Genomic DNA, 16,842 nt, shown 5'->3' with positions numbered 1-16,842 from the left:
ACCCGATCGGGCCGGGACGCCACCGCCTTTGTACGCTCGGCGCGGTGAAAGTCCTTCTCACCGGTACGGCCTCGGCCACCGGCTGGCCGGAGCCCGGATGCCGCTGCGCCTCCTGCACGGCCCTGCCACCCGCCCATCGCCACCCCTTCGCGCTGAGCGTGGACGGCGCGATCCCGTTCCCCTTCGCCGCCACACCTGACGGCTACCGGACCGGCGCCGGCGGCCTGGAGCTGACCGCCCCCGACGGCTCCCGCCTGCTGTGCCTCCCCCCGGGACGGGCCCTGCCCGCAGCCGCCTCAGGCAGGTACGACCTGCTGCTCCTCGACCTCCTCGACCACCCCCAGCAGCTCGGTCGCCTCCGGCAGGCGGGCCTCGTGGACGAATCCACCACGGTGGTGGCGATCGGCCTCGACCACCGGATCAGGTCGGAGGAGGAGCTGGCCAGGCGGCTGCGGCTGTGGGGCGCGATCGCCGTACCGGACGGCACCGAGCTGGACGTCGTACCGGGAGGAGCGGGGCGGGCCCCGGCCCGGACGGTGGGGCGCGCGCTGCTGCTGGGCGGATCGAGGTCGGGCAAGTCGGCCGAGGCGGAGCTGCGGCTGGCGGCCGAGCCGCACGTGACGTACGTGGCCACGGGCCCCGCCGCCGGGCCCGGCGACGGCGAGTGGGCGGCGCGGGTGCGGACGCACCGGGAGCGGCGGCCCGCGCACTGGGACACCGCCGAGACCACCGACCTGGTGACCGCGATCGGCACCGCGACGGGACCGCTGCTCATCGACGGGCTGGGCACGTGGCTGGCGGCGGTGTTCGACGAGCACGGCGCCTGGGAGGGCGATCGCGCGCCGGTCGCCGCCCGCTGCGACGAGCTCGTGGCGGCGTGGCGGCAGGCGCCCCGGCCGATCGTGGCGGTGTCGGACGAGGTGGGGATGGGCGTGGTGCCCGCGACGCCGAGCGGGCGCGCCTTCAGGGACGCCCTGGGACGGCTCAACGAGCGCCTGGCGGCCGAGTCGGAGTACGTGGCGCTGGTGGTCGCCGGCCGCCTCGTCGAGCTCTGAGCCGCCCGCCCCGGGTCAGGCCCTGGAGAACCAGCGGCCCCGGATCAGGCGCCCCCGGCTCCGGGTCAGGTGCGGGCGGCCCTGGCGTACCAGCGGCCGTCGATGCGGTCCACCTGGAGCGGCCGGCCGAAGCACTCGCTCAGGTTGGCGGGGGTGAGCACGTCGGCGACCGGCCCGGCGGCCAGCACCCTGGCGTCGCGCATCAGCATGGCGTGCGTGGTGGTGGCCGGCACCTCCTCCAGGTGGTGCGTCACCGTGACGGTGGTCAGCACGGGCCTGGTGGCGGCCAGGTCCTCGACGGCGGTGATGAGGTCCTCGCGCGCGGGCAGGTCGAGCCCCGCGAACGGCTCGTCGAGCAGCAGCACCGCCGGGTCGGCCATGAGGGCCCTGGCCACCCTGATCCTGGCGCGCTCCCCCTGCGAGCAGACGCGGAACTTCCGGTCGGCCAGGTCCTTGCAGCCGAGGTCGGCGAGCAGCCGGTGGGCGCGCTCCCGCTCGGCGTCGCCGTACTTGTCCCACAGCGGGGCGCTGGTGCCGGTGTGGCCGGTGAGCACCACGGTGTGCGCGGTGGCGCCCTCCTCCTCCAGCAGTTCCTCGTCGATGAGCCGCTGGCTCTCCGCGACCAGGCCGAGGTGGCGGCGCAGCTCGCGCAGGTCGATCCGGCCGAGCCGGTGCCCCAGCACCTTGACCGTGCCCTCGCTGGGATGCCGTACGGCGGCGGCCAGCGACAGCAGCGTCGTCTTCCCCGCGCCGTTGGGGCCCAGGATCACCCAGTGATCGCCGTAGTCCACCCGCCAGTCGACGCCGTCCAGCAGCGCTTTGCCGACGACCCGGACACCTACGCCTTCCAGTTCAACCACGTGCATCCCGCCACACTAGTGGGCCCTAGGATCCTGCGTTATGCGGCAGTTGGACGGGCTGAGGTTCGCCCTGGGCACGCTGAGCGTCCTGCCCGTGCGGGTCGAGCGGGTGGACCGGCAGGTGGCGGGGCAGGCGATGGCGCTGGCGCCGGCGGTCGGGCTGCTGCTCGGGCTGCTCGCCGCGCTGGTGCTGCTGGTGCCCGCGCCGCCGCTGCTCGGCGCCGCGCTGGCGATCGGGCTGCTGGCCCTGCTCACGCGCGGCCTGCATCTCGATGGGCTGGCCGATCTGGCGGACGGGCTGGGCAGCGGCAAGCCGGCCGACCAGGCGCTCGAAATCATGAAAAAGTCGGACATCGGGCCGTTCGGCGTGATGACGCTGGTGCTGACGCTGCTCATCCAGGTGGCGGCGCTCGCCGAGGCCGGGCCGTGGGCGCTGGTGACGGCGTGCGCGGCGGGCCGGCTGGCGCTGACCTGGGCCTGTCGTGCCGGTGTGCCCGCCGCCCGGCCCGATGGGCTGGGGGCGATGGTCGCGGGCACCGTACGGCGTCCGGGCGTGTGGCTCGCCACCGTCGCCTCGGTGCTGGCCGCCGCCGTGATCGGGCTGCTGACCGCGCCGGGGGCGGGCATCTGGGCGTGGGATGGCGACCCGGCCCAGAGCGGGCTCGCCGAGGAATCGCTGGTCGTCCCGCAAGGCTGCCCGCTGGACGCCGCCGGCCTCCCCTCGTGCCCCGAGCCCTCCGTGCCCGGCCTGCGCTACGACGCGGGCGCGACCTTCCTGCGGGGCGACGGCGCCTTCCCGCAGGCCGCGGTGGCGGCGACGGCGATCGCCGCGAGCCCGGGCGCGGGCGGCTTCGCCGGGATCGTGGTGGCGCCGGTCGCGCTGCTCGCCGGCCTCGGCGTCGCCCTGCTCCTGCTCGCCCACGCCGGGCGCCGCCTCGGCGGGATCACCGGGGACGTGCTCGGCGCGCTCGTGGAGACCGCCACGGCCGCCACGCTCGTGGTGTACGCCGTCCTCGGCTGATCCGGCCAACCCCAGGCGCGATCAGCCCGGCTCGGCGGGCCTGACCGGCTCGGCGGGCCTGACCGGCTCGGCGGGCCTGACCGGCTCGGCGGCCTCCCCGGGCTCAGCGGCTCTCGCAGGCTCAGCGGCCCCGGCACGCCCGGACCCCTCGGCCGGGTGACCGGGCCCGGCCGGCTGCGGCGGACGTACCGGAAAGAACCGGAGCAGGACGGCACCGAGCAGCGCGAGCAGCACCCACCCCACCACACCCGTGATCCCCGCGAGCAGCTCGTTCGGCGGCTGCGCGGCATCCCCGAACAGCAACGCCACCCCCGCGACGGCGTTCAGCGAGCCGTGCGCCACGACCGCCGGCCACACGCTCCCGCACCGCAGCCGCAGCCACCCCAGCACCACCCCGGCCACCACGCAGAAGCCGATGAAGGCCAGCGCCGCCCACGAGCCGAGCCGCGGGTAGTTGTAGCCGAGCAGGGTGAGCGGCGCGTGCCACAGCCCCCAGACGGCGCCGGAGATGAGCAGCCCGGCGAGCATGCCGTCGCCGGCCACGAGCCGGGGCACGAGCCAGCCGCGCCAGCCCCACTCCTCCCCCAGCGCCGGGACGGCGTTCAGCACGGGCCCCGCCACGACGGCGATGACGGCCTGGACGACGGCCACCGTGCTCAGGTCGGCGGGCGCCTCGACGCCCTGTGCCCCCCAGGACGCCCTGAGCAGGCTGAGCCGGTCGAGGTCGAGCGAGACCAGCCCCACGGCGGCGCTGATGCCCAGGGCCAGGAACGTCAGCAACGGCACCCCCAGCCAGGCCGCCACCACCAGCATCCAGGTGCGCCCCTTGCGCTCGCCCAGCGTGAGCCCGGTCTGCCTGGCCCACTGGCGGAACGGCGTGCGCGACAGGGCCCACACGCCGAGCAACCCCACGGCCGGCGTGAACATCATCAGCGTGCCCATCACCTGGAGCTGCGGCGGCACCAGCCCGCCGCCGAACCACAGGGGCAGGGCCGCGGCCCACGACAGCCCGAACGCCAGGACGAGGAAGATGAGCAGAGGTCTTTTCATGACGTCACACGCTCCGAGAGAAGGGCGTTGATGAGGGATGCGCCGCGCTCGGCGTCGTCGATGCTGATCGTCAGCCGGCCGCCGGAACGGTAGCGGAGTACCAGGCATTCACCACCGCGCAGCATGATGGTGGCGCTTCCCGGCAGCCCGCGGAAGCCCCAGCCGCCGACCTCGCCCGGCTGCCGCCGCTCCGACCAGGCGGACTCGATCTTGGACAGCGGGATCCTGCGCGCGGGCCAGCCGAGCGGGCCGAAGCCGATCCTGATCAGGTCGTCGCCGACCCGCACGGAGACGGCCACGGTGGCGAGCCCGGTGAGGAGCAGGATGACCAGGACGGGCAGCAGCCCGGCCACGAACCCGGCGGGCGCCGCGCCGGACAGGGCCAGCGCCCCCGTCACGACGGTGACGAGCGCCGCCGCGCCCGAGGCCACGGCCAGCCAGGGGTTGACGACGCGGCTGACCCAGACGGCCCGCTGGCCGGGCTTGAGCCTGAGCACCGGCCGGGCCACGGCGGACCGCTCGTCGGGGGCGCCCCTGCTCAGGTAGGCGGCCAGCCCGCCGGCCGCGACCGCCGCGGCGATCACCGCCGGGATGTGCCAGCCGGGCAGCAGGGCCTCGCGCCAGGTGGCGGCGTCGAGGTTGACGGCCAGCGTCGAGGCGGTCGTGCCGAGCAGCAGCACGCCCATGCCCCACAGGCAGGCGCTGGAGGTGGTCCGTGCCGCGCGCTTGTCGCGCGGCAGGCCGAGCAGGAAGAACACCAGCCACAGCCCGGCCCACAGGAGCTCGGTCGTGACCAGGTGGCCCGTCAGCGAGCTCGCCCCGTCGGGGACGCTGCCCGACGTGCCCCAGTGGGTGGCCATGGGGTCGGGCAGCCGGTCACGCACCGCCAGGGGCGCCAGGAGCAGCGCGGCTGCCACGGCGAACCACCAGGCGACGGCGACGACACGGGCTCTCATGCGAGTTCCTCCATGATGGTGATGAGGTCGTTGCGGCTGTAGCCGTGCTTCTCGGCCTCGTCGAGCAGTTCCCTGACCCGCTGCACGAGCAGGGCGCGCCCGTCCGCGCGCCCCGCCACGCTGACGCCGCGGCCCCGGCGGAACTCCAGGAGCCCCTCGTCACGCAGGTCGCGCAGCGCGCGCAGCACGGTGTTGGGGTTGATGCCCAGCGCGGCGGCCAGGTCGCGGGCCGGCGGCAGGCGGTCGCCAGGCCGGTAGGAGCCTTCGCCGATGGCGCGGCGGATGGCGCTCGCCACCTGCTCGTGGAGGGGGCGCGCGTCGTTGAGATCGAGCGTCAGCAACATGGTGCTAATGACCCTAGCACCATTGAACGGATGGCGCTGTCCGATGATTTGTAGGATGAACCCCTGTTTGTGAGTACGCAGATACCGTGGATAGCATCGGTTTACGTGACCACTGTGCGGCTGAACTCAGCAGATCCAGTCTCCGTTGACACCGACGCGTTGATCGTCGGTTTCCGGCCGGGCCACGACGGCCCCGTCCCCGCGGTGGGCGCCGAATCTCTGGAGGCCGCCTTCGGCGGCAGGCTCGCCGCGTCGCTCGACGCGGTCGCCTTCTCCGGCAAGGCCGGTGAGCTGGCCAAACTGCCGACGTTCGGCGCCGTCAGCGCCCCGCTGCTGGTCGCCGTCGGCCTGGGCGAGGAGCCCGGCCTGGAGGGGCTGCGGCGCGCCGCCGGCGCCGCCGTCCGCTCCCTGGCCGGCACCTCCCGCGCCGCGCTCGCGCTGCCCGCGGGCACCGCCGAGGAGGCCGAGGCGGTCGCGCTGGGCGCGCTGCTCGGCGCCTACACCTTCGCCCGCTACCGCACGAACGGCGAGCAGAAGGCCCCGGTGGCCGAGCTCACGGTGGTCTCGGAGCAGTCCGGCGGCGTGGCAGAGCGGGCCGGCGTGCTGGCCGAGTCGGTCGCCCTCGTCCGCGACCTGGTCAACACCCCGCCGTCCGACCTGTGGCCCGCCAGGTTCGCCGAGCTGGCCGAGGAGGAGGGCGGCAAGGCCGGCATCAGCGTCGAGGTGCTGGACGACCAGCAGCTCAAGGAGGGTGGCTACGGCGGCCTCATCGGCGTCGGCCAGGGCTCGGCCAACCCGCCGCGCCTGGTCCGCCTCTCCTACCGCCACCCCGAGGCCGGCAAGACGCTCGCGTTCGTCGGCAAGGGCATCACCTTCGACTCGGGCGGCCTGTCGCTCAAGCCCTCGGCGTCCATGGACTGGATGAAGTCCGACATGGGCGGCGCCGCCGCCGTGCTCGGCGCGGTGATCGGCATCGCGCGGCTCGGCCTGCCGGTGAACGCCGTCGGCTACCTCTGCCTGGCGGAGAACCTGCCGAGCGGCACCGCGCAGCGCCCCTCCGACGTCATCCACAGCTACAGCGGCAAGACCGTCGAGGTGCTCGACACCGACGCCGAGGGCCGCCTGGTGCTCATGGACGGCATCGCGCGCGCCGCCGAGGACTCCCCCGACCTGATCGTGGACGTGGCCACCCTCACCGGCGCACAGATCGTCTCGCTCGGCTGGCGCACCGCGGGCGTCATGTCCAACGACGACGCCATCAGGGAGCTGGTGGTCGAGGCCGCCGGCGCGGCCGGCGAGGGCGCCTGGGGCATGCCGCTGCCCGAGGAGCTGCGCAAGGGCCTCGACTCGCCGATCGCCGACATCGCCAACCTCCACCCGGAGCGCTGGGGCGGCATGCTCACGGCGGGCATCTTCCTGCGGGAGTTCGTGCCCGACGGGGTGCGCTGGGCGCACATCGACATGGCCGGACCCGCCTTCAACAAGGGCGAGCCGTACGGTTACACCCCGAAGGGCGGCACGGGCGCCATCACCCGCACCCTCATCGGACTCGCAGAGCGGCACGCGAGCATCTGAAACAAATGAAAAGATGACGGCATCACGAACACCCCGACAAGGAGCCTTCCCGTGGCCTATGACATCGTCGTCCTAGGGGGCGGCAGCGGCGGTTACGCCTGTGCCCTGAGGGCGGCTGAGCTGGGCAAGTCGGTCGCCCTGATCGAAAAGGACAAGATCGGCGGCACCTGCCTGCACAGGGGATGCATCCCCACGAAGGCCCTGCTGCACTCCGCCGAGATCGCCGACGAGACCCGCGAGAGCGAGTCGTACGGCGTCAAGGCCCGCTTCGAGGGCATCGACGTCCAGGGCGTCCACGCCTTCAAGGACAAGATCGTCACTCGGGCCTGGAAGGGCGTGCAGGGCCTGCTGAAGGCCGCGGGCGTGACGATCGTCGAGGGCGAGGGCCGTCTCGTCGGCGCCGGCCGGATCCAGGTCGGCTCCGAGGTCTACGAGGGCCGCAACATCGTCCTGGCCACCGGCTCGGCGCCCAAGTCGCTGCCCGGCCTGGAGATCGACGGCGAGCGCGTCATCACCAGCGAGCACACGCTCAAGATGGACCGCGTGCCCAGCTCGGTGATCGTGCTGGGCGGCGGCGTCATCGGCGTCGAGCTGGCCAGCGTCTACCGCTCGTTCGGCGCCGAGGTGACGATCGTCGAGGCGCTGCCGCACCTGCTGCCGACCGAGGAGGAGTCCAGCTCCAAGCTGCTGGAGCGGGCCTTCCGCCGCCGCGGCATCAAGTACGAGCTGGGCGTCTTCTTCGACAGCGCCAAGACCACCGAGACGGGCGTGGTCGTCACCCTGGCCAACGGCAAGACCCTCGACGCCGAGCTGCTGCTCGTCGCGGTCGGCCGCGGCGCGGTGTCGGCGGGCATGGGCTTCGAGGAGCAGGGCATCACCATCGAGCGCGGCGCGGTCGTGGTCGACGAGCACTGCCAGACCTCCGTGCCCGGCGTCTACGCCATCGGCGACCTCATCCCGACCCTGCAGCTCGCGCACGCCGGGTTCGCCGAGGGCATCATGGTGGCCGAGCACATCGCGGGCCTCAACCCGCCGCCCATCGACTACGCGGGCGTGCCGCGCATCACCTACTCCGACCCCGAGGTGGCCTCGGTGGGCCTGACCTCGGCGCAGGCGGCCGAGCGTGGCATCGAGACCGTCGAGCAGGTCTACGACCTGGCGGGCAACCCCAAGAGCCAGATCCTCGGCACCTCGGGCGCCGTGAAGGTCATCGCCGAGAAGGGCGGCTCCGTCGTCGGCGTCCACATGGTGGGCCGGCGCATCGGGGAGCTCGTCACCGAAGGTCAGCTCATCTACAACTGGGAGGCTCTGCCCGCAGAGGTCGCCCAGCTCATCCACGCACACCCGACGCAGTCCGAGGCCATGGGTGAGGCGATGCTGGCCCTGGCCGGCAAGCCGCTGCACGTACACAACTAGTCCAGCCCTCGAGATCAGAACGCGAGAGAAGAATAACGATGCCGGTCTCCGTACAGATGCCCCAGCTCGGCGAGAGCGTTACCGAGGGCACGGTAACCCGTTGGCTGAAGAAGGAGGGCGAGCGCGTCGAGGCCGACGAGCCGCTCCTCGAAGTCTCGACCGACAAGGTCGACACCGAGATCCCGTCGCCGTCCGCCGGCGTGCTCACCAAGATCGTCGTGGCTGAGGACGAAACGGTCGAGGTCGGCGCCGAGCTCGCCGTCATCGACGAGAACGGCCAGCCGGGCGCGGCGGCGCCCGCCCAGGAGGCGGCGCCCGCGCCTGCTCCCGAGCCCGAGCCCGAGCCGGCCCCGCAGCCGGAGCCCGCCCCGGCTCCGCAGGCGTCCTCGATCCCGCAGCCGGCCCCTGCGCAGCCCGCCCAGGCTCCCGCGCCCGCCCCTGCTCCGGCCCCCGCTCCCGCCCCGGCGCCCGCGCCGCAGGCCGCCGCCCCGGCTCAGCCGGCCGCTCCCGCTCCGGCCGCGCCGTCGGGTGACAGCCCGTACGTGACGCCGCTGGTGCGCAAGCTCGCCAACGAGCACGGCGTCGATCTCGACGCCATCAGCGGCACCGGCGTGGGTGGCCGGATCCGCAAGCAGGACGTCCTGGAGGCCGCCAAGGCGCAGCGCGAGCAGGCCGCGGCCGCTCAGCCCGCCGCCCCGGCCCCGGCCCCCGCCGCCCAGGCCGCCCCGGCCGCCGCTCCCGCCGCCCAGGCCGCTCCGGCCGCGGCTCCGGAGCCGGTGGAGGTCGACACGACGCTGCGCGGCCGTACCGAGAAGATGTCGCGCCTGCGTCAGACGATCGCCAAGCGCATGGTCGAGTCGCTGCAGACGGCGGCGCAGCTCACGTCGGTCGTCGAGGTCGACGTGACGAAGATCGCGCAGCTGCGGGCCAGGGCGAAGGACGACTTCTTCCGCCGCGAGGGCGTGAAGCTGACCTTCACCCCGTTCTTCGCGATGGCCACGGTCGAGGCGCTCAAGCAGCACCCCAAGCTCAACGCCACGATCAACAACGAGACCAACGAGGTCACGTACTTCGACGTGGAGAACCTCGGCATGGCGGTCGACACCGAGCGCGGCCTGCTCGCGGCGGTCGTCAAGAACGCCGGTGACCTCAACCTCGCCGGTCTCGCCCGCAAGATCACCGACCTCGCCGAGCGCACCCGCAACAACCAGGTGACGCCCGACGAGATCACCGGCGGCACGTTCACGCTGACCAACACGGGCAGCCGGGGCGCGCTGTTCGACACGCCGATCCTCAACCAGCCGCAGGTCGGCATGCTCGGCACGGGCGCCGTCGTGAAGCGGCCCGTCGTGATCGACACGCCTGAGGGCGAGGTCATCGCGGTGCGCTCGATGGTCTACCTGGCGCTGACCTACGACCACCGCCTGGTCGACGGGGCCGACGCCGCCCGCTTCCTGACGACGATCAAGCGTCGGCTGGAGGAGGGCCGCTTCGAGGCGCAGCTCGGGCTCGCGTAACGAGGCATTCCCTGGTCGCTGATCGGCCGGGCGGCTCCCACCGCGGGGGCCGCCCGGCCTTTCGTCTTCCCTGGCGGGTGGCAGGGCGCGGCACGGAGGTCCCTGATGCGGCCCGGCGTACTGTGGGCTCATGGCGATCATCGTGACGGGCGCGTCAGGACTGCTCGGGACGGCGCTGGTGGAGACGCTGCGACGCCAGGGCCGCGAGGTGGTCCGCCTGGTGCGCAGGCCGCCTCAGCAGGACGACGAGGCGTTCTGGGACCCGGCGGAGCAGGTCGTGGACCTGGCCGCGCTGGAGGGGGCCGAGGCCGTCGTGCATCTGGCCGGGGCCTCGATCGGCGGCAGGCGGTGGACGCCCGCGTACAAGCGCGAGCTGGTCACCAGCCGCACCCAGGGCACGAGGGTGCTGGTGGACGCGCTACGCGAGCTCTCAGAGCCGCCTGAGGTGCTTCTGTCGGCCTCGGGCATGGACTTCTACGGCGACACCGGCGACCGCGTGATCGACGAGAGCCAGGGCAAGGGCCGCGGGTTCCTGTCGGACCTGTGCGAGCAGTGGGAGGCCGAGGCGCGGCGGGCGGGCGAGGCGGGGATCAGGACGGTGACGGCGCGCACGTCGCTGGTGCTGAGCAAGCGCGGCGGGGCGCTGGAGCGGATCCTGCCGATCTTCAGGATGGGCCTGGGCGCGCCGCTCGGGACGGGCAGGCAGTTCTGGTCGTGGATCAGCCTGGACGACTGGGTGGGCGCGGCGCTGCACGTGCTCGGGACCCGCGACGTCGAGGGCCCGGTGAACTTCACCTCCCCCGCGCCGGTCACCAACGCCGAGTTCACCAGGACGCTCGGCAAGGCGCTGCGCCGGGGCACGCTGCCCATCCCCGTCCCCGCGTTCGCGCTGGCGGCGGGGGTGGGGGAGTTCGCGCGCGAAGGGCTGCTGGTCAGCCATAGGCTGGAGCCGGCCATGCTGACGGCCAGTGGTCACCGCTTCACGCATACGCGTCTCGACGAGGCCCTGCGCGCCGTACTGTAGGTGGCCTCCATCCTCTAGCACCTGGGAGAACTCTGAGATGACCCGGTCAGGACAGTCGCACATCCTCGCCATCGGGGGCGGGTCGTTCCGCCCCAGCAGGCGGCACGGCCAGATCGAGGCCAGTGCGCTGCTGCGGTACGGCCTCGACCTGACCGGCCAGGACCGCCCGAAGCTGGGGCTGGTGCCCACGGCGATGGGCGACTCGGCCGACTGGGTGCTGAAGATGTACGGCGCCTTCGCGGGCTGGGACGTCGAGGTGAGCCACCTGACGCTGTTCCCGATGCCGAACGACCCGGATCCGCGGTCGTGGATCCTTGAGCAGGACATGATCTATGTCAGCGGTGGCAGCGTGGCCAACCTGATGGCGTTGTGGCGGTTGCACGAGCTGGACGAGGCGTTCGAGGAGGCGTGGCGGGCCGGGGTGGTGCTGTCGGGGCAGAGCGCGGGCGCGTTGTGCTGGCACGTCGGCGGCAACACCGACTCCTTCGGCCCCGAGCTGCGGGTCTGGGCCGAGGGGATGGGGCTGCTGCCGTACTCGTGCGGGGTGCACTACAACTCCGAGCCGCAGCGCCGCCCGCTGCTGCAGCGGGCCGTGGCCGAGGGCGAGCTGCCCGGCGGGTACGCCGCCGACGAGGGCGTGGGCCTGCACTACGTGGGCACGGAGTTCATCCAGGCCGTCAGCGTGGAGCCGGCGGGCTACGCGTACAAGGTGGAGACCGACGACCAGGGGAAGGTAAAGGAGTTCAGGATCGAGCCTCGTTTGCTGACCCCCTGATTACCCTTCAAGGGTGAGGGAACGGCACAATAGGCTCATGCGCCCCATCCCCGGGGACGATCCCCACGCACTCGCCATCGTCCGACTCGGTGTCGACGTCCCCTACGAGCAGGCCTGGTCGTTGCAGCGCTGGGTGCACGGCAAGCGGGTCGCCGGAGAGCTCACCGACACCGTCCTGATCCTGGAGCACGCGCCCGTCTACACGGCGGGCAAGCGCACCGCCGCGCACGAGCGGCCCGCCGACGGCACCCCCGTCGTCGACGTCGATCGCGGCGGGCGCCTGACCTGGCACGGTCCTGGGCAGCTCGTGGCCTATCCGATCGTGGCGGTCACCGACGTGGTGCGCTTCGCCTGCCACCTGGAGGACACGATGATCCAGGTGTGCGCCGACTTCGGCGTCACCGCCAGGCGGGTGGCCGGCAGGGCAGGGGTGTGGGCGCTCGGCGACGCGGCCCTCGGCCTGCCCGACCGGCAGCTCGGCGCGGTCGGCCTGCGGGTGGCCAAGGGCGTGACCATGCACGGCTTCGCCCTCAACTGCGCCAACGACCCCCGCTGGTTCAACCGCATCGCGCCGTGCGGCATCCCCGACGTGGGGGTCACCTCCCTGTCGGCCGAGACGGGGCGGCGGATCGTGGTCGAGGAGGTCATGCCGATCGCGGAGAAGCGGCTGGCGGAGGCGCTCGGCAAGGAGATGTTCGACCTGCACGAGGAGGATCTCCTCCGGCGCTGAGCCGAGCCCGGGGCATCCGCTTCGCCGCCGCGGCGGGTCCGTTGACCGAATCGGCATCTGGTAGGCGCGCGTTCCCGGCTTACCATCACCTTTGTGATGCGTCTCTGCGCTCTCGTGCTCGCGCTCGTGGTGCACCTGCTGACGCTGGCGTTCGTCGTGCTGGGCGGGTGGATCATCCTGCGTGCGCCGGGGTCGATCCTGTCGTGGCTCCTGGGCGGCGTGAGCCTGGCCGTGGGCTGGACGCTGCGGCCGCGCCTCGGCCGCCTGCCCGCCGACGCCGAGGTGCTCGACCGCGCGGCGGCCCCCGAGCTGCACGCGCTGGCCGACCGGGTGGCCGACCGGGCGGGGGTCAAGCGGCCCAGCCAGGTCGCGGTGCGCGACCTGGCCACGCGGACCCGCTACGACCGGGTCGGCCTGGCGCGCACCCCTGTCCTGGCGGTCGGCCTGCCGCTGTGGCTGGCGCTGCCGCCCAAGCAGCGGGTGGCGCTGCTGGCCAGGGCGTACGCGCGGCTGCCCGCCGGCGACGAGCGGGTGGTGAGCGAGGCGCTGGCCACGCTGGACGCCTGGCGGGACGCCCTGCTGGGCCCGGGCTCGGGGCCGCAGCAGGCCAGGATGGACGCGGAGGACAAGATGGCCGGCGCGGCGCCGATGGCGCTGGAGGCGATGCGCCCCGCCTACGACGTGACGGGCCTGCTCGGCCGCCTGGTCGGCCGCGTGCTCGGCGGCCCCGTGCTGCTCACCCGGTACGCGCTGGGCCGCCTGTCCCGCGCCGGCGAGGGCCGCGTCCAGGCCAGGCGCCGGGCGGCGACCCTGCGCGTGGCGTCGGAGGCGGAGCTGGCCGAGCTGGAGTCGCTGGAGGAGCGCGGCGGCTACGTGGCGCCGATGCAGGCGGCGGCGCTGCGCGGCGAGAGCGTGTCGGCGATCCGGCGCACGGTGCTGACCAAGTTCCGGCTCACCGCCGACGGGGTGTGGACCTCGGCCCCGCACTCGGAGCTGCTCGACAGCGGCCAGTCCGACCGGATCGACGAGGAGCTGGCCGTGCACTACGCGCGGGCGATCCGGGGCTTCGGGCTGATCTCCTGACCCTCGATCGGGTCGGCGTCGCGGCGGATCCCGACCCTGGACCAGGTCGCTGTCGCGGCGGACGTAAGCTGAGAAGGTGACCGTTGCTCCTGAAGGCCGAAAGCTCCTCCGCCTGGAGGTGCGTAACGCCGAGACCCCTATCGAGCGCAAGCCCCCGTGGATCAAGACCAAGCTGAGGACGGGCCCCGAATACACCGAGCTGAAATCGCTCGTGCGCCGGGAGGGCCTGCACACGGTCTGTGAAGAGGCGGGCTGTCCCAATATCTACGAGTGCTGGGAGGATCGCGAGGCGACCTTCCTCATCGGCGGCGACCAGTGCACCCGCCGCTGCGACTTCTGCCAGATCGACACGGGCAAGCCCAAGGAGTACGACCGCGACGAGCCGCGCCGGGTGGCCGAGTCCGTCCAGCAGATGGGCCTGAAGTACGCGACCGTGACCGGCGTGGCCCGCGACGACCTGCCCGACGGCGGCGCCTGGCTCTACGCCGAGACGGCGCGCCAGATCCACGCGCTGCTGCCCGACTGCGGCGTCGAGCTGCTCGTGCCCGACTTCAACGGCGATCGTGAGCAGCTGGAGGAGGTCTTCTCCAGCAAGCCCGAGGTGTTCGCGCACAACGTCGAGACGGTGCCGCGCATCTTCAAGCGCATCCGTCCGGCCTTCCGCTACGAGCGCTCGCTCGGCGTGATCACGATGGCCCGCGAGGCCGGGCTGGTCACCAAGTCCAACCTGATCCTGGGCATGGGCGAGACGCGCGAGGAGATCGTCGAGGCCATGCGCGACCTGCACGCGGCCGGCACCGACCTGCTGACGATCACGCAGTACCTGCGGCCGACGCCGCGCCACCACCCGGTGGAGCGGTGGGTCAAGCCGGAGGAGTTCGTGGAGCTGCAGGCCGAGGCCGAGGCGATCGGGTTCGCCGGGGTCCTGTCCGGGCCGCTGGTGCGCTCGTCGTACCGGGCGGGCCGCCTCTACAAGCAGGCCATCGAGGCCCGCCAGAGCGCCTGAGCCAGGCACCGAGCCCCGGGGTGAGCGCCCCGGGGCTCTCGTATGTCCGGAAATGCGGCTTTCCCTTCGGCTGATCGCGGACGGGCTACCATGGCAGCCCAGCCGGATGAAGGGTCGACTCGCGATGGCCGTGCTGATCCGCACCAGTGACCTGCCCGCGGCACGCCGGCACGAGGCCTGGCGCGGCATCGTCTGCGACACCCTCGGCCCCCTCGACCTGCGCATCGATCCCGACGCGCCGTTACACGGCGAGATCGAGTTCGGCAAGCTCGGCACCGTGGGCGTGGGCAGGATCAAGACCTCCACGCCGCACAGCGTCCACCGCACCTCCGGCCTGATCCGCCGCGACAACCCCGAGCTGTATCGCGTGGTGCTCACGCTGGCCGGCAGCCCGCGCCTGGCGCAGGACGGCCGCCACACGCAGCTCAGCAGGGGCGAGTTCGCGATCTACGACTTCTCCCGGCCGTACGAGCTGGCCTACGACTCGGCGGTGCGGCTGGCGGTGTTCAGCTTCCCGCGCGAGCTGCTCGCGGTGCCCGCGGGCGCGGTGGCGGAGCTGGCCGCGCTGCCCATCGGGGCCGAGTCGGGGGCCGCCGCGCTGGCCGTGCCGCTGCTGCGGCGGGTGGCGCTGGACCACGAGACCTACCGGCCCGGCAGTGCCGCGCGGCTGTCGGGCGTGGTGACGGACCTGGTCGGCGCCGCCGTGGCCGAGCGCCTGGACCAGGCGCGGTCGCTGCCCGAGGACGCCCGGCAGCGTACGTTGCTGATGCGGGTGCACACGTTCATCGAGCAGCGGCTGGGCGACATCGACCTCGATCCGGCGAGCGTCGCGGCGGCGCACCACATCTCCGTGCGTTACCTGCACCGGCTGTTCGAGTCGGAGAACACGACGGTGGCCGCCTGGATCAGGCAGCGCCGCCTCGAACGGTGCCGCGCGGACCTGATCTCGGGCGCCACCGGGTCCGTCAGCGCGGTCGGGGCCCGGTGGGGCCTGCCCGACGCGGCGCATTTCTCCAGGTTGTTCCGGCAGGCGTACGGGATGCCGCCCGCCGAGTACCGGCGCAACCACACCGTGCGCTGATCGTCAATCCGCCTGGCATCCAGATCCAAGACCGGCGAGGCCCGCAACAAGCAGACTGAGGGCACATCGCAAGCGAGAAAGGGATCTGGAGATGCAGCTCTTCGTCAACATGGCGGTCAAAGACCTGGACCGGTCATCGAAGTTCTTCACCGAGCTCGGCTTCAACCTGTTCGGCATGGCCCAGGGCATGGCGTCGGTGATCATCAGCGAGCAGACGCAGGTGATGCTGCTGGAGGAGCCGGTGTTCGGCTCGTTCATCACCAAGGAGATCGCGGACTCCGCCAGGAGCACCGAGGCGATCCTGTGCCTCGGCGTGGAGAACCCGGCGGCGGTCGACGAGCTGGTGGACAAGGCCCTGGCCGCCGGCGCCACCCCCGCGGGCGTCCCGCAGCAGGGCGGCCCCCGCTACCAGCGCGGCTTCGCCGACCTCGACGGACACCACTGGGAGGTGCTGTGCCTGGTGCCGCCGACCGCGTGAAGCCGGATGCGGTGAAGTCGGCGGACGGGACTCTCGTCGCCTACGACGTGTACGGCGAGGGCCCGGCCGTCGTCCTGGTCCAGGGCGCGTTCTCGGACCGGCGGCACCCGCTGATGACCGCCATCGCGGGCGGCCTGGCCCGCTGGTTCACGGTCCACAACTACGACCGGCGCGGGCGCGGCGACAGCGGTGACGTCCAGCCGTACGCGGTGGAGCGGGAGATCGAGGATCTGGCCGCCGTCGTGGAGGCGGCGGGCGGGTCGGCCATGGTGTTCGGCGGCTCGTCGGGGGCGGCGCTGGCGCTGGAGGCGGCGGCCGTGAACCCGTCGATCACGAAGCTGGCCGTGTGGGAGCCGCCGTACCACGTGGACGACAGCGCGCCCGCCCTCCCCCTCGACTTCGCCGAGCAGCTCGCCGACCTGGTCGTGTCGGGCCGGCGGGACGAGGCGGTGGAGCGGTTCATGGTCGAGGCGGCCGAACTGCCGCGGGAGGCCGTCGCCGGGATGCGCGCGCACCCCGCGTGGGCCGAGATGGAGGCCGTGGCGCACACGCTGGCCTACGAGGCCGCGGTGCTGGGCCCGGGCAACGCGCTGCCCGCCGCGCGGCTGTCGCGCATCGCGCAGCCGACGCTGGTGCTCAACGGGGCCGACAGCGCGGCGTGGATGGCGAACGCCGGGGTGGCGGTGGCGGCGGCGGTGCCCGGCGCGGTGCGGCGGGTGCTGGAGGACCAGGCGCACAACGTGGCGCCGGAGGCGCTGGTGCCCGAGCTGCTGGAGTTCTTCGTGACGGCCTGACGGCTGCCGGTGCCCCTACCGGCAGCCCGATGGGCTTTGCGTGACGCTAAGATAACAAACCTATCGGGCACTCGGTT

General features: G+C 73.2%; 17 protein-coding genes. 13 read left to right on the top strand and 4 right to left on the bottom strand.

Translation table 11 applies throughout. The features are described from left to right. The first annotated feature begins 44 nt into the window (after nucleotides 1–44). A complete protein-coding gene (locus tag LCN96_RS17460) occupies nucleotides 45–1,055 on the top strand; it encodes a bifunctional adenosylcobinamide kinase/adenosylcobinamide-phosphate guanylyltransferase (RefSeq protein WP_225273732.1) in 1,011 nt (336 codons plus the stop codon). A gap of 65 nt (nucleotides 1,056–1,120) precedes the next feature. On the opposite strand, the gene LCN96_RS17455 is transcribed toward LCN96_RS17460, so the two are convergent. Continuing rightward, nucleotides 1,121–1,921, bottom strand: a complete 801-nt coding sequence (locus LCN96_RS17455) for an ABC transporter ATP-binding protein (RefSeq protein WP_225273730.1) — start codon at nucleotides 1,919–1,921, stop codon at nucleotides 1,121–1,123. Nucleotides 1,922–1,955: 34 nt separating this feature from the next. On the opposite strand from LCN96_RS17455, the gene LCN96_RS57110 reads away from it, so the two are divergent. Continuing rightward, nucleotides 1,956–2,936 carry an adenosylcobinamide-GDP ribazoletransferase gene (locus LCN96_RS57110; RefSeq protein ID WP_311132310.1) on the top strand — a complete coding sequence of 327 codons (981 nt, stop codon included), beginning with the start codon at nucleotides 1,956–1,958 and terminating at the stop codon, nucleotides 2,934–2,936. Between the two features lie 21 nt (nucleotides 2,937–2,957). Here LCN96_RS57110 and LCN96_RS56580 read toward each other — a convergent pair whose 3' ends face one another. From LCN96_RS56580 to LCN96_RS17430, 3 genes are read right to left on the bottom strand one after another with little or no spacing between them, the layout of a single operon-like run. Then, on the bottom strand, nucleotides 2,958–3,986 hold the full coding sequence (locus LCN96_RS56580; RefSeq protein ID WP_263657490.1) for a CPBP family intramembrane glutamic endopeptidase: 1,029 nt from the start codon (nucleotides 3,984–3,986) through the stop codon (nucleotides 2,958–2,960). Continuing rightward, nucleotides 3,983–4,942, bottom strand: a complete 960-nt coding sequence (locus tag LCN96_RS17435) for an SdpI family protein (protein WP_225273728.1) — start codon at nucleotides 4,940–4,942, stop codon at nucleotides 3,983–3,985. The genes LCN96_RS56580 and LCN96_RS17435 overlap by 4 nt, the downstream gene beginning before the upstream one ends. Then, on the bottom strand, nucleotides 4,939–5,286 hold the full coding sequence (locus tag LCN96_RS17430; RefSeq protein WP_225273727.1) for a GntR family transcriptional regulator: 348 nt from the start codon (nucleotides 5,284–5,286) through the stop codon (nucleotides 4,939–4,941). Before LCN96_RS17430 ends, LCN96_RS17435 begins: the two co-directional genes overlap by 4 nt. Before the next feature lie 105 nt (nucleotides 5,287–5,391). Between LCN96_RS17430 and LCN96_RS17425 the strand changes: the two genes are divergently transcribed. The 11 genes from LCN96_RS17425 (at nucleotide 5,392) to LCN96_RS17375 (ending at nucleotide 16,765) form a co-directional block, all read left to right on the top strand. Continuing rightward, nucleotides 5,392–6,861, top strand: a complete 1,470-nt coding sequence (locus tag LCN96_RS17425; RefSeq protein WP_225273726.1) for a leucyl aminopeptidase — start codon at nucleotides 5,392–5,394, stop codon at nucleotides 6,859–6,861. Between the two features lie 51 nt (nucleotides 6,862–6,912). Beyond that, nucleotides 6,913–8,277: a dihydrolipoyl dehydrogenase gene (gene lpdA / locus LCN96_RS17420; protein ID WP_225273725.1), complete on the top strand. Its 1,365-nt coding sequence runs from the start codon at nucleotides 6,913–6,915 to the stop codon at nucleotides 8,275–8,277. A gap of 38 nt (nucleotides 8,278–8,315) precedes the next feature. Continuing rightward, nucleotides 8,316–9,794 carry a 2-oxoglutarate dehydrogenase, E2 component, dihydrolipoamide succinyltransferase gene (gene sucB / locus LCN96_RS17415; RefSeq protein ID WP_225273723.1) on the top strand — a complete coding sequence of 493 codons (1,479 nt, stop codon included), beginning with the start codon at nucleotides 8,316–8,318 and terminating at the stop codon, nucleotides 9,792–9,794. Nucleotides 9,795–9,924: 130 nt separating this feature from the next. Continuing rightward, complete coding sequence (locus tag LCN96_RS17410; RefSeq protein WP_225273721.1) at nucleotides 9,925–10,818, top strand: TIGR01777 family oxidoreductase; 894 nt, start codon at nucleotides 9,925–9,927, stop codon at nucleotides 10,816–10,818. A 37-nt stretch (nucleotides 10,819–10,855) separates the two neighbouring features. Further along, complete coding sequence (locus LCN96_RS17405) at nucleotides 10,856–11,593, top strand: Type 1 glutamine amidotransferase-like domain-containing protein (RefSeq protein ID WP_225273720.1); 738 nt, start codon at nucleotides 10,856–10,858, stop codon at nucleotides 11,591–11,593. A 37-nt stretch (nucleotides 11,594–11,630) separates the two neighbouring features. Continuing rightward, a complete protein-coding gene (gene lipB, locus LCN96_RS17400) occupies nucleotides 11,631–12,323 on the top strand; it encodes a lipoyl(octanoyl) transferase LipB (protein WP_225273718.1) in 693 nt (230 codons plus the stop codon). A 96-nt stretch (nucleotides 12,324–12,419) separates the two neighbouring features. Continuing rightward, on the top strand, nucleotides 12,420–13,406 hold the full coding sequence (locus tag LCN96_RS17395) for a M48 family metallopeptidase (RefSeq protein ID WP_225273716.1): 987 nt from the start codon (nucleotides 12,420–12,422) through the stop codon (nucleotides 13,404–13,406). Between the two features lie 76 nt (nucleotides 13,407–13,482). Beyond that, nucleotides 13,483–14,412: a lipoyl synthase gene (gene lipA, locus LCN96_RS17390; protein ID WP_225273714.1), complete on the top strand. Its 930-nt coding sequence runs from the start codon at nucleotides 13,483–13,485 to the stop codon at nucleotides 14,410–14,412. A gap of 106 nt (nucleotides 14,413–14,518) precedes the next feature. Further along, nucleotides 14,519–15,493 (top strand): AraC-like ligand-binding domain-containing protein, encoded by a 975-nt coding sequence (locus LCN96_RS17385; protein ID WP_225273712.1) that lies wholly within the window; start codon nucleotides 14,519–14,521, stop codon nucleotides 15,491–15,493. Between the two features lie 91 nt (nucleotides 15,494–15,584). Next, the gene (locus LCN96_RS17380) at nucleotides 15,585–15,971 is read left to right on the top strand and encodes a VOC family protein (RefSeq protein ID WP_225273710.1); all 387 of its coding nucleotides are present in this window, start codon (nucleotides 15,585–15,587) and stop codon (nucleotides 15,969–15,971) included. After that, nucleotides 15,947–16,765 carry an alpha/beta fold hydrolase gene (locus LCN96_RS17375; RefSeq protein ID WP_225273708.1) on the top strand — a complete coding sequence of 273 codons (819 nt, stop codon included), beginning with the start codon at nucleotides 15,947–15,949 and terminating at the stop codon, nucleotides 16,763–16,765. Before LCN96_RS17380 ends, LCN96_RS17375 begins: the two co-directional genes overlap by 25 nt. The last annotated feature ends 77 nt before the right edge of the window (nucleotides 16,766–16,842 follow it).

The organism is Nonomuraea gerenzanensis, from assembly GCF_020215645.1.
In the GTDB taxonomy this organism is placed as follows: domain Bacteria; phylum Actinomycetota; class Actinomycetes; order Streptosporangiales; family Streptosporangiaceae; genus Nonomuraea; species Nonomuraea gerenzanensis.
This window is presented reverse-complemented; position numbering and strand designations above follow the sequence as displayed.